We start from the raw sequence: 14483 nt of genomic DNA on the forward strand, positions 1-14483 counted from the left end.
ATGACCTTCGCCACGATCCCGTCTCTCGCGGATCTGGGCCTGGACGACGGCACCGGGGGGCTTCGGCTCCCCGGTGCCGCACCCCTGTCCGGGGCCGGCTTCCTGAATGCCACCGCACCGGTCGCCGATGCGGCGGCCCATGGCGCCTTGCGTCGCCAGCTGCGCCGGCGGCTGATGCGCTTCATCGAAAACCGTGGCATGGGCCTGGGTGGTGTGGCACTCGCCGCCCTGGCGCTCGCCGCGTGCTCGTCGGACAATGACGGCCCGCTGCCCTCGGCCGGCGCCACCGAGGCCCGGCTGGTCAAGGACCAGATTGCCGGCGCCGAGGCCTTCCTCGATGCCGATGGCGACCGCATCCGCGACGAGGGTGAGAAGGGCGACGTCTCCGATGCCGATGGCCGGGTGAAGATCGATGGCCGCGACGGCCAGATCGTCACCGAGGGCGGCATCGACACCACCACCGGCGCGGTGATGGGCCGGCTGATGGCACCGGAAGGCGCCGAGGTCGTCACGCCCCTGACCACGCTGCTGGTCGAGACCGGCGATGCCGCGGAACTGTTGAAGGCGCTGGGCCTGCCCGAGGGCACGAACCTTGCGACCTTCGATCCGCTGGCCGCGCTGGGCGGGGCCGAAGATGCCCTTGCCCGCGATGTGCTCGCCCAGGGCCACATGGTCTATGCAACCCTCGCCGCGCTCCAGGCGATCCAGGACGGCGTCACCGACACGGCCGCCGCCGACCGGGCGCTCGACCTGCTGGGCGCCGAGATCGAGACCGGCGACCCGATCGACCTCACCGACAGCGCCCTGATCGGCGATCTGCTGGCGGGTGCTGCCGGAACCGATGCCGACACCGCCGACATCGCCCGTCTGGCCGATGCGCTGGCCGCGGTCAACGACCGGCTGGCGAGCGAAATGGCGGCCGATCCGCTGTCGTCCAGCGCACGGGCGACGGCGCTGCTGGCCGAATATGTGCTGCCCGAGGAAATCGCGGCGCTTGCCGACGATACGGCCGATGCCTCGGCGCTGGACCGGCTGGCCGCGCGCTATGGCGACGGGCTCGACGATCTGATCACCCGCCTCGCCGATGTGCTGCCGGATGTCGCCGATGCGGATGCGCAGGTGGTGGCCGGTGCGGATCTCTTCGTGGTCGCGCGCGGCGAGAGCCTGGTGGTCGAGGCGGGCGATGACGACCACCCGCTTGCCAACGACATCACGCTGGATGCCGCGGGCGGCACGCTCAAACTGGTCTCAGTCGGTGTGCCCGAGAGCATGGCGGGCGAGCTGGTCGTGACCCTCGACCCCGAGACCGGCGCGATCACCATCACCCCCGCGCTCGATTTCCACGGCACCGCCGCCTTCACCTATGTGGTCGAGGATGCCGCCGGTCATCAGGCCGAGGGCCTGGTGCTGGTCGACGTGCCGGCCTGGCGGGCGACCGATGGTGACGATCTGCTGCTCGGCACCGGTGGGGCCGAGACCATTGATGGCGGCGCCGGTGCCGACATCATCCTGCCCGGCGCCGGCGACGATACCGTCTTCGGCGGTGCCGGTGCAGATCTGATCCTGGGCGAGGCCGGTGCCGACCGGCTGGCGGGTGGATCGGGTGCCGACCGCATCGTCGCCACCCATCAGGCGGGTGAGGCGGTGGATCTGTTCGGCGGTTCCGACGCCGACCGGTTCATCATCGCCCCGCATGAAGCCGAAGGCGCGCTCGATCTGGACGTCACCATCGCCGACTTCTCTCGGATCGAGGGCGACCTGATCGATCTCGGTGACCTGCGGGGTGCCGATGGTGCCCTGCTGACCATCGAGGACGTGCTGGGCCGCGCCCAGACGGTGGACGGCAATGCGGTGATCGATCTGGACGGCCTGACCGGGGCCGGCGGCGGTGCCGTGACCGGCCATCTGACCCTGGCCGGCATCGATGCCGGCAACCTCGGCGCCGGGGATTTCGTCTTCGATGCAGCGCCTGCCTGGCGTGACGATCTGGACGATGCCCTCGGCACCCCGGCTGCCGCCTGATCCACCTGCCTTCCGACCCACCTGCCACCGGAGTGCCCCGGCACTGTTTCCGTTCAACCCGAACCATCCCCGCCGCCGCAGCCCGGCCGGCGCCACCCTGAGGCGGGTGGTGCTGGCCGGCGCCGCGGCGGCGGCGGTCTTCACCCTCGATGCGGGTCTTGCATCCGCCATGGTCGACGAGACGGCGCCGGCGGTGGAGCCGGCCCTGCCGGGCATGCCCGTGCTGCCGCCGCTGCCGCTGCCCGGCGCCTTCCGTGACGGGCCGGTTCCGGTCGCCCTTGCACCGGACGACTGGGCGCGTTTTCGCGACCGGCTGCTGACCGTTGCCGCCGATCATCCGCGCCGCGCGGTGGCGGCGGCCCGGATCGATGCCGCCCGCGGCCGGCTGGGGGAAACCCGTGCCGGCCAGTATCCCGCGGTCGATATCGGCCTCGATACCTCGCGCCGGCTGGCCGATCACGGCGTCGACACGCTCGACAGCCGGATCCGCGGCTCCGACGACCGCAGCGATGTGGTGCTGACCGCGCGCCAGCTGCTCTATGACGGCGGTGCCACCTTCGACCGGATCGACGGCGCCCGCGCCCGGGTCTCCGCCGCCCGCAACGAAGACCGGGACGAGGCGGCCCTGCTGATCCGCGATGCGGTGATCGCCCATCTGGACGTGCTGGAGGCGCGCACCCGGCTCGATCTCGCCCGCGCCGAGGCCGATGCCTATCGCGCGCTCGAAGCCCGGATCGCCGAGCGTCTGGATCTGGGCGGCGGCACCCGCGGCGACGGGCTGCGCATCGCCGCCCGGCTGTCCGAGGCGCTGGCGACCGAGGCCGCGCAGAGCCGGGCGCTCGACACCGCCGCCGAAGCCTATCTGGAACTCTATGGCCAGGAATCGCCGGCGGGGCTGATCCTGCCACCCCGGCCCGACGCCCCGCGCGAGGTGCAGGAGGCGATCGGGCTGATCGACGGCACGAGCCCGGCGCTGGCAGCCCGCCGCGACGCCGAGCGCGCCGCGCGCTTCGATGTCGACGCCGCCGATGCCGAAGACTGGCCGGAACTCAGCCTGCAAGTGCAAGGGCGGCGCTATGACGTTTTCGACGACGGCCGCGAAAGCGATCTGGTCGGGCGGGTGGTGGTCAGCCTGCCGCTCTATGACGGCGGCGCCCGCGACGGCCGTCAGGCCCAGGCCCGCGCCGCGATGCGCGCGGCCGAGGCCGATACCGCCCGCATCCGCCGCATGCTGACCCGCGACGTTTCGGCGGCCGTGGCGGTTCGTGCCGCCCGGGATGCCGAGCTGGGCGCGCTGATGAGCGCGCTGGAGGCCAATGAGCACGCCCGCGCGATCTTCCGCGACGAGTTCGAAGCCGGGCAGCGCGACCTGCTCGACCTGATCGAGGTCGAACGCGACTACCACCTTGCCGCGGCGCGCCTGGTGTCCGGGCGGGTCGAGGCCGAACGTGCCCATTGGCGGCTGCTGGAGGCGAGCGGCGCCCTGGGCGGGGCCGTCGGCCTGCTCAGCCTCGCCCGTCAGGGAGATGACGAATGACCGCAGGCATCGACGACGACGGGACGGCCGCGGCCGTCCATCCGGGCCGGCGCCCCGGCCACTGGTTCTGGAGCGGGGTCCGCCGGGAATGGCCGGCCTTCGGCCAGATCGCGCTCGCCGCAGCGGTGATCAACCTGTTCGCGCTGGGCTCGTCGCTGTTCATCATGACGATCTATGACCGGGTCATCCCCAATGACGCGGTCGAATCTCTGGTGGCGCTGACGCTCGGCATGGTGCTTGTGCTGGTCTTCGACTTCCTGCTCAAGATGCTGCGCAGCCATGTGATCGACGTCGCCGGCCAGACCGCGGACGAGCGGATCGGCCGCCGGGTCTTCGGCCATGTGCTGCGCATTCCGCTGGAGCATCGCGCCGGCTCGTCCGGCGCCTTCGCCGCCACGGTGCGCGAATTCGAATCGCTGCGGGATTTTCTGACCTCGGCCAGTCTCGCCGCCTTCGTCGATCTGCCGTTCGTCCTTCTGTTCCTGGGCGTGATCCTGATGATCGGCGGGCCGCTGGTCTGGGTGCCGGCGCTGGCGGTGCCGCTGGTGATCCTGGCGGGGCTCGCCGTCCAGCCGATGCTGGCGCGTGCCGCGCGCGAGGGCCACAAGGCCGCCCAGACCAAGCATGGCGTGCTGGTCGAAACGGTGGGCTCGCTTGAAGGCGTGAAGGGGGCCAGGGCCGAGCGGATCATGGCCGGGCGCTGGCGCGATGCGGTGGAGCTTCAGGCCGGCATCCAGTCCAAAAGCCGGTTCTGGAGCCAGCTGGCGGTCAACTTGGCGAGCTTCGTGCAGCAGGGCGCCCAGGTCGCCATCGTCTTTGCCGGCGTCTTCCTGGTGCGTGAGGGCACGGTCAGCATCGGCGCGCTGATCGCGAGCGTGATCCTCTGCGGCCGGGCGCTGGCGCCGCTGGCCCAGATCGCGACCCTGCTGACCCGTCTCAACCACGTCGCCCAGAGCTACCGGGCGATCGACCGGCTGATGCGCCTGCCGGCGACGGTGGAGCCGGGCCGGCGCTATCTCACCCGCCGGACCGTCGAGGGGCGGATGACCTTCCGCGGCGTTTCCTTCACCTATCCCCGCGGCCGCCAGCCGGCGCTGACCCGTGCCGGCTTCATCATTCAGCCGGGCGAAAAGGTGGCGGTGCTGGGGCGGATCGGCTCGGGCAAGAGCACCATCGTCCGCCTGGCCTCGGGGCTCTATGCGCCGTCGGAAGGCACGGTGCTGTTGGATGACGTGGATCTGCGCCAGCTGCACCCGGACGAGCTGCGCCGCCATGTCGCCGCAGTGCTGCAGGACACGCCGCTGTTCAGCGGCTCGGTCCGCGACAACATCCTGATGGGGGCGGACGAGCCCTCGGACGAACGCATGCTGGCGGCCGCCGGCGTCGCCGGCGTCCATGATTTCATCGGCGGCATGACCGACGGCTACGACCTGATGCTGGGCGAGCGGGGCGAGGGGCTCTCCGGCGGTCAGCGCCAGGCGATCGCGCTGGCCCGCGCCCTGGTCTCGCCCGCGCGGGTGTTGGTGATGGACGAGCCGACTGCATCCATGGATGTGCGCTCGGAAACGCTGTTCGTGAAGCGGCTGAAACCGCATCTGGGCGACCGGACCCTGATCCTGGTCACCCATCGCATGTCGATGCTGGAACTGGTCGACCGGGTGATCGTGCTCGATCAGGGCCGGGTGGTGGCCGACGGCCCCAAGGCCGAGGTGCTGGCGGCGCTTCAGACCCCCGCCGACGGGGCGGCACCGGCCAATCTTCGTGAAACCCCAACCGTCCGGCGAGGTCTCCGTGGCCATGCAGATTGATCCGGTCGCCGACCTGTTTCCCGGCGAGGCGCCGCCGCGCCGCTCGGCGGTGCCGGGCATCATCATCGTCACCGTCTGTCTGGCGGTTTTTGCGCTGATCACCTGGGCGGCCGTCGCCGAACTGGACCAGATCACCCGCGGCGACGGCAAGGTGGTGCCGTCGAAACGGGTGCAGGTGGCCCAGAATCTGGAAGGCGGCATCGTCTCTGAAATCGCGGTCATGGCCGGCGACCGGGTGGAGCCGGGCGACCTGCTGATCCGGCTGGATTCGACCCAGTTCGGCGCCGATTACGAGCAGAGCCGCACCGACTTCCTGGCGGCGCGTGCGCGGCTTGCCCGTCTGGCCGCAGAGGCGCGCTTCGAGGCCCCGGCCTTCGCGCCCGATCTGCCGGCCGAGATGATCGAGGTCGAGCGCAGCATTCATGCGGCGCGGGCCGCCGAACTGGCGGCCAGCCTCGCCATGGTCGACGCCCAGTCCCGCCAGCGGCAGGAGGCGCTGAACGAGGCCCGCGTCGCGCTGGATGCCGCAGGCCGCAGGCGTGCGCTGGCGGCAGAAGAGCTGGACGTGCTTGGCCCGCTGGTCGCCCGCGGCCTGGCCCCGAAGCTGGAGCGGATCCGCGCCGAACAGCGTCTGGCCGAGGCCGAGGGCGCGATCGAGGCCGGCCGGCTTGCGGTTGCCCGGGCCGATGCCGCGATCGACGAGGTGGAGCAGCAGCGCCGCACCACCCGCGAACGCTTTCGCACCCGCGCGATCGAGGAACTGGCCACCGCCAAGCTGGACCACGACCGGCTGGTCGAACAGCTGCCGGCGCTGGTCGACAAGGTCCGCCGGACAGAGGTGCGCTCGCCGGTCAAGGGCATCGTCAACCGCGTGCTGGTCACCACCGAAGGCGGGGTCGCCACCCCCGGCCAGCCGCTGGCCGAGATCGTGCCGGTCGAAGACACCCTGCTGATCGATGCCGAGGTCAAGCCCGCCGACATCGCCTTCCTGCATCCGGGCCAGCCGGCGCGGGTGAAGCTGACCGCCTATGACTATTCGGTCTATGGCATGCTGGATGCCGAGGTCGAGACCATCGGCGCCGATGCGGTGGTCAAGGAAGACGGCTCCAGCAGCTATCTGGTCAAGGTCCGCACCACCGGCGCGGCGCTGACCGCCCCCGATGGCCATCCGCTCGAGATCATCCCGGGCATGGTCGCCCAGGTCGACATTCTGACCGGGCGGCGCACCGTGTTGGACTATCTGCTGAAGCCGGTGGTCAAGCTGCGCGAAATGGCGCTGACAGAGCGCTGAGCAAGGCGTCAGGGCTGCGGCGCCGGGCCGCGGCGGCCCTTGCGCAACTCGGCATCCAGGAACAGGCTGCCTTCGGCACGGGCGAGCGCCGCGGCGGCATCCTCGCCTGCCGCAAGCCTCACCTCTCCCAGGCCGCCATCATGTCCGGCGCCCGACAGGTCGCGGATCATCCCCCGGACGATTGCCGATCGGTCGGGGTCGGTCTCGCCCGGCAGCAGCACCGCAAGGCGCTGCGGGTCGATCCGCCCCAGCAGCGCCGTGGGCGGCAGCGCCTGGCGCAGGGCCGTGATCCGGTCATGCGGTGCCGCCTGCCAGCCGGTCTCGCAGACGATCAGCAGACCGCCGGCTGGAGCGGTATCCATCCGGGTCTGCAGCCCGGCCAGGAAGCCCCGGCGGTTCGGCAGGCCGGTCGGGGCGTCGGTCACCAGATCGCGTTTCAGCCGGACCCGCAGATCGCGGATCACCACGGCCATGAGCGCGATGCCACAGCCGAGCGCGATGAGCCCCGAGGCCGCCTGCGAATAGATCGCATAGTGGCTGGAGGCATAGTCGCGTGCCGTGGCCCCCGATCCGAGCAGGATGGCGGCGACCGGCTTGCTGGCGAAGGTCAGCGTGAACAGCCAGAGACATCCGGCCAGGATCGCGTCCCACACGCTGCGGCGGCGGGCAGGCCAGACGATGACGCCGGAGATTGCCAGCGCCGTGACGAAGGGCAGCTGATAGTACAGCTCGTAGGGCATGGTGTTGCGCTCACCGTCCCAGATCGCCAGGCGGATGATCAGCGATGCGGCGAAGCTTGCCGGCAACAGCCAGCGGGGCAGGGCGCGACGGTAGTGGCGGGCCAGCCCATGCGCCAGAAGATGGGCACCGGCGGAGAAACAGGCATAGCCGGTGAACGATAAGACCGTGGTCCAGGGGGTGACCCGCAGCAGGACCTCCGCGGCCGGTGCGCCGGCGCCCACCGCCCAGGCGGCCGCGATCCAGCCCAGATGCCGGAAGGCCCGGTGCGAACGGGCGACCAGCAGGAAGACGGCGGCGAACAGCCCCGACACCACGACGTTGATGGCCAGGGCGAGGAGGCCGCCGGTCATGCGATACCCTGCCGTCTGTCACACGGTGGCATGAGAGTTGCGTGCCGTGGCCTCCGCATCTCATCCTCCCCTTCGTCCAGATCACCCCGCGTGGCACCGGGGTGTATTTCGGAAACGGTTGTTCCACCGAAATGAAGCCGTCGGATGGGTGGCATCCGCAGGTACCAGTGTCTTCATCACAAGTTTTCGCGTTCCCGCATCATCTTCCAAACGCTTTCTTCATGCTTCCTGTCGTTTTCTATCCAGGATAATACAACGGTCCACCACATGCCGGTCCTGGAGGTGAAATGGCGCGCGACGCAGCCGGTCCTGCGGCAGCCCGCGAGGGCAGATCCGGACTCGGATCGCAGATCTGGATCGGCGGGGATCGCGGGCCTGATGACGCTGATGCTCGCCCTGCAGATCTGGGCCGGTTTCGGCGTGATCTCGTCGACCCGTGCGGTGGCCGACGGCGATGCGCTGATGCGGGAGACCGACAGCCTGCTGCATCTGCTTCAGGAAGCCGAGGTCGCGCAGGGGCGCTATCTGCGCCTGCAGACCGCCCGCGCGCTCGACGACTACCGCCGTACCCGTGGCAGCGCACCGGTCGCTTTCGGTCAGCTGGCACGTCTGGCAGAGGCGGAGCAGCCTGACAGCGGCGCCGGGTGCAGCGTGATGACGGCGATGCTGGAAGAAGCGTTCCGGAGCATGGACCGGGTGATCGATCTCCGTCAGGGGCGTCCCGATGACGAGGTTCTGATGGCCGCGGAAGCGCGGCAGATGCAGGCCGTCGATCTGGCGCGCCAGCAGATCGCCCTGGCGCAGACCCAGATCGGCCAGCGGATTTCCGCGCGGCTTACGGCTGCGGACGAGAACTTCACCATCGCTGCCGGCGCGTCGCTGCTGGGCTTCAGCTTCGCCATCCCCTCCGCCATCGCCATGTTTCGCCGCCTGCGCCGCAGCCGGGAACAGGAACGCCATCTGCGCCTTCAGGTCGAAGCCGCCAATCTGCAGCTGGAAAGCCGGGTGGCGGTGCGGACGGCCGAGCTTCTGCGTGCCAATCGCGCGCTCGCCGACGCCAATGCGGTCAAGGATCGCTTCCTGGCCAATATGAGCCACGAGCTGCGCACGCCGCTGAATGCGGTGATCGGGTTTTCGGACATGATCGCGACCGAGATGCTGGGCCCTGTCGGCAACCCGCGCTACACCGGCTATGCACGCGACATTCTGGCCAGCGGCCGCCATCTGCTGGCCCTGATCGAGGATATTCTGGACCTGTCGCGCATCCAGGCCGGGCGGATCGATATCGACCCGGTGGAAACCTCGCCGCGCCAGCTGGCGGCCGAGGCGATGTCGATCGTCTCGACGATGGCCCGCGATGCCGGTGTGGAGATCGTATTGGAGGCGGATCATGCCCCGGATCAGGCAAGGCTGGATGCGCGGCGGGTGAAGCAGGTGCTGATCAACCTGCTGACCAATGCCATCCGCTATGGCAATCAGGGGGGAGAGATCCGGCTTGGCATCGCGCCGGCCGAGGCGGCGCCTCATGCGGTGCGTTTCGTGGTCGAAGACGGCGGGGCGGGCATGACCGAGGCGGAGCTTGTCCGCGCGCTTCAGCCCTTCGAACAGGTCTCGGCCGACCGCCAGCGGCGGGCGGGCGGCACCGGGCTCGGCCTGCCGCTGACCCGCCTGCTGGTCCTGGCCCATGGCGGACGGTTCGATATCACCAGCCGCCCGGGTGTCGGTACCCGCGTGGTGGTCGAGATCTGACCCCTGTCGCAGAACGCGACAGGGGCGGCGTCGTATGCGACAGCCGGGCCGTCGCAACGCGCGACGCCACCCCGGGTGACGCGGGGCAATGACGGATTGAAACTCCAGATATTCCGCGGTCTTATCCTGATCATTCCCGGGTGGCATGACGGTTGCGATGACCGGAACGACGGCGCGCGAGGGAACGCCGCGCCGAATGTTCCGGGAGGAAGACCTGATGGATACGATCCAGCCGAAGAAGATGGGGCTCGACGTCGACAACCCGTATAAGGGGCAGTACGAGAACTATATCGGCGGCCAGTGGGTGGCCCCGGTCGGTGGCGAATACTTCGACAATGTTTCGCCGATCACCGGTAAGCCCTTCTGCCGGGTGCCGCGTTCGGGTGCGGCCGACATCGAGAAGGCGCTGGACGCCGCCCATGCCGCCCGCAAGTCCTGGGCGCGCACCTCGACCACCGAGCGCGCCAACCTGCTGTGGCGCATGGCCGATCGGATGGAGCAGAACCTGCTGCTGCTGGCGGTGGCCGATTCGATCGACAACGGCAAGCCGGTGCGCGAGACCATGGCGGCCGACCTGCCGCTGGCCATCGACCATCTGCGCTATTTCGCCGGCTGCATCCGCGCCCAGGAGGGCGGGATCTCCGAGATCGACCACGACACCGTCGCCTATCATTTCCATGAGCCGATCGGCGTCGTCGGCCAGATCATCCCCTGGAACTTCCCGCTGCTGATGGCGGCCTGGAAGCTGGCCCCGGCGCTGGCGGCGGGCTGCTGCGTGGTGCTGAAGCCCGCCGAGCAGACCCCGGCCTCGATCCTGCTGCTGATGGAGCTGGTCGGCGACCTGTTCCCGGCCGGTGTGATCAACGTGGTCAACGGCTATGGCCGCGAGGCCGGCCATGCGCTGGCGACCAGCACCCGGATTTCCAAGCTCGCCTTCACCGGTTCCACCCCCACCGGCAAGCTGGTGCTGAAGGCGGCGGCCGACAATCTGATCCCGACCACGGTCGAGCTGGGCGGCAAGAGCCCGAACATCTTCTTCGCCGACGTCATGGACCGCGACGACGCGTTCTTCGACAAGGCGCTGGAAGGGCTCGCCATGTTCGCGCTGAACCAGGGCGAGGTCTGCACCTGTCCGTCGCGCGTGCTGATCCAGGAATCGATCTATGACCGCTTCATCGAGCGCGCGATCAAGCGCGTCGAGGCGATCACCACCGGCAACCCGCTCGACCGCAACACCATGGTCGGTGCGCAGGTGTCGGAAGCGCAGATGGAGAAGATCCTCTCCTATATCGATATCGGCCGTCAGGAAGGCGCGCAGTGCCTGACCGGCGGTGAGCGCAGCCGCCTGTCGGAAGACCTGGCCAACGGCTTTTACGTCAAGCCGACCATGCTGCTCGGCAACAACAAGATGCGGATCTTCCAGGAAGAGATCTTCGGCCCCGTCGCCTCGGTCATGACCTTCAAGGACGAGGACGAGGCGCTGGAGATCGCCAACGATACCTTCTACGGCCTGGGCGCCGGGGTGTGGAGCCGTGACGGCACCCGCGCCTATCGCATGGGCCGCGAGATCGAGGCCGGCCGCGTCTGGACCAACTGCTACAACCTCTATCCCGCCCACGCCGCCTTCGGTGGTTACAAGCAGTCGGGCATCGGCCGCGAGAACCACAAGATGGCGCTGTCGCACTATCAGCAGACCAAGTGCCTGCTGGTCAGCTACAACCCGAACGCCCTGGGCTTCTTCTGAGCCGGGCATCGGTCTGATCGGGGAGGGCGAAGACGATGGCACGCCTGGTCTATCACGAGGGCGAGCGCGAGGCGCATCGCCGGTTCGGGGTCGAGGACGAGGCGGCGGAGATCTCGGACATGGTCACCGACCGGCTGAGCCTGGGGGTGCGCCGTTTCATCGAGGCCCGGTCCATCGTCTTCGTCACCACCGTCGACGGCACCGGCCGTCCGGTCACGGCCTTCAAGGCGCGACCGGACGACATGCCGGGGCAACCCCCGCTGATCCGCGCCGCCGACTCGAAACGCCTGATCATGGCCCTGCAACCATGGGACGATCTGGACGTTCTTGATAACTGCCTTCAGGATGATATCGGCATCGGCCTGCTCTTCGTCGATTTCGATCGGCGGGCGCGCTATCGCGTCAATGGCCGGTGCCGCGCCGTCGATCCGGCGGCGATCGAGGCGGAGATGGGAACGCTCTGGCCCCAGGCCCGCGCGCTGGTAGAGGTGACCGTCGACCAGGCCTATGCCAACTGCCCGGCGCGCATCGTGCGGCTGATCGCCGCCGACTGAACGCCGCCAGCCATACCCGCTGACACGGTCTCTCACGCTGACCTTGACCGGTCTTCGTGACGACCTCGCATGCCTTGGAACACAACCTAAGATAAAAGAGGGAGGACGACATGGTGTCCCTGAAGTCAGCCGATCTGAATGCCCCCCGTCGCCAGGCGATCGACGCCATGAAGGCGAGCCTTTCGCCTGAGCAATGGGCGCGGAACGCCGCCTTCGTGGCCGAGCTGCGCCGCGAGATTTCGGCGCACCCGGTGTCGCGCCACCCGGCGATCGACATCCTGAACCGCGGTGTGCTCGATCACGACGCGATGCGCCTGATCCATCTGGAATATCGCCACGCCATCGTGCAGATCTTCACCGATGCGCTGCTCGCCGCCCAGATGCAGAGCCGCCAGCTGGAGCCGCGCCTGGCCCCCGCCTCGAAGATGGCCGGCCGTTTCCTGCTGACCCTGAACGTGCTCGACGAATTCGGTTTCCGTCCGGGCAAGGATGCCGAGGGCTATTACCGCGGCAATCCGGCCTGCGCCCATTATCCGCTGTTCGAGGCGGTGCTGGACGATTACGGCGTCAGCGCGGAGGACCGGGCGACGTTCAGGCCGACCGCGATCGCCACCGAGGTGCGGTCCTTTCTGGAAGACGCATACGGAAGCTATGTCGACGTCTCGGCCCTGCTGGCGGTGGCCGAGGAAGAGGTGATCCTGTTCAGCCCGCCGCTGCGCCGGGCCACCGGTGCCCTGGGTCTGGGGGTCGATGACGGCTACTACTACGTCCATGGTGTCAGTGACGACGACACCGCCGAGGCGGCCGATGACGATCACGAGGACGATCTCTGGTTCATCCTGACCCAGGCGATCACCGAGGATCAGTTCGATCACGTCCGCCGCATCAGCCTGGAGTATTGCGACCTCTGGGTGCGGTTCTGGGATGAACAGCTGGTGCTCGCCGGCGCGGCCGAAACCTCGGCCGCCTGATCCGGCGATGCAGCCGGGCCTCCGCCACACCGGGGTGATGGTGGCGGAGGCCCCTTTTCGATTCGGGGCACATAAAGAATGCCAGGGAGGCCGACCGCATGGTGACCATCCCGGCCGCCGAGGCGGCGGTGCTGGAGGCACTGCCCTTCTTCATGCTGGGAACCGTCGATGCCGCGGGTGCGGCGGACTGTTCCCATCGCGGCCGCATGCCTCGGGCAGAAGGCGGGGGCGAGGGGGGGCATGATCCCCTCGTCAAGGTGACGGGCCCCCGGCGGCTGGTCTTCCCCGACTACAAGGGGAATGCCATGTTCAATTCGCTGGGAAACCTGATCCAGCGTCCGGCGGTCAGCCTGCTGTTCCTCGATTTCGCCCGCGGTCTGAGGCTCCGGGTCGACGGCGATGCCGTGATCCATGACGACCCGGCCCGATGGCCCGATGCCTGGCATGGCTGGTGGCCCGCGGCCCTGCGCTGTATCGAAGTGGCGGTCACCGGCTACGATGCCGGCTCAGCCGGCACCGTGCCGCGGTTGCGACTGGACGAGGCGGCGGTCACGCCGCTTCGGTGACGTGCCAGGCGCCGCGCCCCAAACGGTTCCAGGCATTGATCAGGGCGATCTTCACGGTGATGGCCGCCTGTTCCTCGGGCGACCAGTGGCGGGCCAGTTCGGCGCGCGGGGCATCGAGTGCCGCCTCGTCACAGGGCAGGGTCAGGGCTTCGGCCCAGGCGAGGGCGGCGGCGAGGCGCCGGTCTTCAAGCGCAGCCACGGCGGCCTGATCGCCCATCTGCGCGATCAGCGCTTCATCCACGCCGGTGTCGCGAGCCTCTGCCAGGTGAAGCAGCTTGCAATAGCTGCAGCCGTTCAGCCGCGAGACGTGAAGGTCGATCAGATGGCCGAGAGCTGCGGGCAGGGCAGGGCCGTTCAACGCCTCGCTCGCAGCCATCAGCTTGCGCGATGTTGCAGCCGTAGCCTTTGAGCCGTGGATGTCGATCAGGGATGTGGCGGCGGGCAGATTGGCGAGATTGGTCATGACGGACACTCCGTTTCGTCAGGCAATGCCGCCCCCGGGGTCTTGTACCAGGGGCTTGATACCTGTCAGACGATCACGGGGCTCTGAGCGTGACATCCGTCGCCGTAAAATTCCGGTGCCCGGCAAAAAATACCCGGCAGATCCGACCCGGCGGCAGAAAATGCCGGGGGATCTGCCGGGTTGTGTCGTTCCCGAGCGCCGGTCAGGCGGTGGCGCTGACCCGCGAATAGGCACCGCCGGTGGCGTTCTGGCCATAGCCCTGCTGGCCCGAGGCCCGCCCGCTGGCACCAGCCTCGGCGACGATCTGGGCGTCCAGCGCATGCCAGGCTTCCGACAACGGCCGGAGCAGGCCGATCACCTCATCAGCGGCATTGGCGTCGTTGCGCAGGTCGATCTGGATCATCCGGTTGAGCATGAAGCGGTAGAGCCGCGACAGATTGGCGGCGATTTCCCCGCCCTTGTCGAGGTCCAGCGTCGCCTGCAGATGGACGATGATCTCACCGGCATGGTTGTTGGCGTCGTGACGAGCCTTGACGTCACCGCGCGCGATGGCGGCCTTCGCTTCCTGCAGCCAGGTGATGGCACGGTCGTAGAGCATCGCCACGCGCTGCGCGGCGCTGGCCGTCATCACCGACTGGATGCGATAGGTCTGGGCGGAGGCGCCGTAGGGGTTGCTCATCGGCCTAT

General features: G+C 69.0%; 12 protein-coding genes. 9 read left to right on the forward strand and 3 right to left on the reverse strand.

The window, feature by feature from the left end; all coding sequences use genetic code 11:
* From TMO_RS29105 to TMO_RS05370, 4 genes are read left to right on the forward strand one after another with little or no spacing between them, the layout of a single operon-like run.
* Nucleotides 1-2022: a calcium-binding protein gene (locus TMO_RS29105; protein WP_014744581.1), complete on the forward strand. Its 2022-nt coding sequence runs from the start codon at nt 1-3 to the stop codon at nt 2020-2022.
* A complete protein-coding gene (locus TMO_RS05360; protein ID WP_041604842.1) occupies nt 1961-3559 on the forward strand; it encodes a TolC family protein in 1599 nt (532 codons plus the stop codon). Before TMO_RS29105 ends, TMO_RS05360 begins: the two co-directional genes overlap by 62 nt.
* Nucleotides 3556-5367, forward strand: coding sequence for a type I secretion system permease/ATPase (locus TMO_RS05365; RefSeq protein WP_014744583.1), 1812 nt, complete (start codon nt 3556-3558; stop codon nt 5365-5367). The genes TMO_RS05360 and TMO_RS05365 overlap by 4 nt, the downstream gene beginning before the upstream one ends.
* Nucleotides 5357-6658: an HlyD family type I secretion periplasmic adaptor subunit gene (locus TMO_RS05370; RefSeq protein ID WP_014744584.1), complete on the forward strand. Its 1302-nt coding sequence runs from the start codon at nt 5357-5359 to the stop codon at nt 6656-6658. Before TMO_RS05365 ends, TMO_RS05370 begins: the two co-directional genes overlap by 11 nt.
* A gap of 8 nt (nt 6659-6666) precedes the next feature.
* On the opposite strand, the gene TMO_RS05375 is transcribed toward TMO_RS05370, so the two are convergent.
* Nucleotides 6667-7749 carry a GGDEF domain-containing protein gene (locus TMO_RS05375; protein ID WP_014744585.1) on the reverse strand — a complete coding sequence of 361 codons (1083 nt, stop codon included), beginning with the start codon at nt 7747-7749 and terminating at the stop codon, nt 6667-6669.
* Nucleotides 7750-8127: 378 nt separating this feature from the next.
* Between TMO_RS05375 and TMO_RS29110 the strand changes: the two genes are divergently transcribed.
* The 5 genes from TMO_RS29110 (at nt 8128) to TMO_RS05400 (ending at nt 13333) form a co-directional block, all read left to right on the forward strand.
* Complete coding sequence (locus TMO_RS29110) at nt 8128-9498, forward strand: sensor histidine kinase (protein ID WP_014744586.1); 1371 nt, start codon at nt 8128-8130, stop codon at nt 9496-9498.
* 217 nt (nt 9499-9715) lie between these two features.
* Nucleotides 9716-11242 carry an aldehyde dehydrogenase family protein gene (locus tag TMO_RS05385; protein ID WP_041605524.1) on the forward strand — a complete coding sequence of 509 codons (1527 nt, stop codon included), beginning with the start codon at nt 9716-9718 and terminating at the stop codon, nt 11240-11242.
* Nucleotides 11243-11277: 35 nt separating this feature from the next.
* Nucleotides 11278-11796 carry a hypothetical protein gene (locus tag TMO_RS05390; protein ID WP_014744588.1) on the forward strand — a complete coding sequence of 173 codons (519 nt, stop codon included), beginning with the start codon at nt 11278-11280 and terminating at the stop codon, nt 11794-11796.
* A 113-nt stretch (nt 11797-11909) separates the two neighbouring features.
* Entirely contained in the window at nt 11910-12767 is an 858-nt protein-coding gene (locus TMO_RS05395; protein ID WP_372084650.1) for a hypothetical protein, read from the forward strand.
* Nucleotides 12768-12865: 98 nt separating this feature from the next.
* Nucleotides 12866-13333 carry a pyridoxamine 5'-phosphate oxidase family protein gene (locus tag TMO_RS05400; RefSeq protein WP_014744590.1) on the forward strand — a complete coding sequence of 156 codons (468 nt, stop codon included), beginning with the start codon at nt 12866-12868 and terminating at the stop codon, nt 13331-13333.
* Here TMO_RS05400 and TMO_RS05405 read toward each other — a convergent pair.
* Both TMO_RS05405 and fliS read right to left on the reverse strand, forming a co-directional pair.
* Entirely contained in the window at nt 13317-13796 is a 480-nt protein-coding gene (locus TMO_RS05405; protein ID WP_051045312.1) for a carboxymuconolactone decarboxylase family protein, read from the reverse strand. The genes TMO_RS05400 and TMO_RS05405 overlap by 17 nt on opposite strands.
* A 202-nt stretch (nt 13797-13998) precedes the next feature.
* Nucleotides 13999-14475 carry a flagellar export chaperone FliS gene (fliS, locus tag TMO_RS05410; RefSeq protein WP_014744592.1) on the reverse strand — a complete coding sequence of 159 codons (477 nt, stop codon included), beginning with the start codon at nt 14473-14475 and terminating at the stop codon, nt 13999-14001.
* Nucleotides 14476-14483 lie beyond the last annotated feature (8 nt).

Source organism: Tistrella mobilis KA081020-065 (assembly GCF_000264455.2).
Taxonomy (GTDB): Bacteria; Pseudomonadota; Alphaproteobacteria; order Tistrellales; family Tistrellaceae; genus Tistrella; species Tistrella mobilis.

Bases quoted from the DNA above. Each gene is read 5' to 3' on its own strand.
- fliS (WP_014744592.1), bottom strand. From the start codon at position 14,475: ATGAGCAACCCCTACGGCGCCTCCGCCCAGACCTATCGCATCCAGTCG.
- TMO_RS05375 (WP_014744585.1), bottom strand. From the start codon at position 7,749: ATGACCGGCGGCCTCCTCGCCCTGGCCATCAACGTCGTGGTGTCGGGG.
- TMO_RS05365 (WP_014744583.1), top strand. From the start codon at position 3,556: ATGACCGCAGGCATCGACGACGACGGGACGGCCGCGGCCGTCCATCCG.
- TMO_RS29110 (WP_014744586.1), top strand. From the start codon at position 8,128: ATGACGCTGATGCTCGCCCTGCAGATCTGGGCCGGTTTCGGCGTGATC.
- TMO_RS05385 (WP_041605524.1), top strand. From the start codon at position 9,716: ATGGATACGATCCAGCCGAAGAAGATGGGGCTCGACGTCGACAACCCG.
- TMO_RS05405 (WP_051045312.1), bottom strand. From the start codon at position 13,796: ATGACCAATCTCGCCAATCTGCCCGCCGCCACATCCCTGATCGACATC.
- TMO_RS05390 (WP_014744588.1), top strand. From the start codon at position 11,278: ATGGCACGCCTGGTCTATCACGAGGGCGAGCGCGAGGCGCATCGCCGG.
- TMO_RS05370 (WP_014744584.1), top strand. From the start codon at position 5,357: ATGCAGATTGATCCGGTCGCCGACCTGTTTCCCGGCGAGGCGCCGCCG.
- TMO_RS05400 (WP_014744590.1), top strand. From the start codon at position 12,866: ATGGTGACCATCCCGGCCGCCGAGGCGGCGGTGCTGGAGGCACTGCCC.
- TMO_RS05360 (WP_041604842.1), top strand. From the start codon at position 1,961: ATGCAGCGCCTGCCTGGCGTGACGATCTGGACGATGCCCTCGGCACCC.
- TMO_RS29105 (WP_014744581.1), top strand. From the start codon at position 1: ATGACCTTCGCCACGATCCCGTCTCTCGCGGATCTGGGCCTGGACGAC.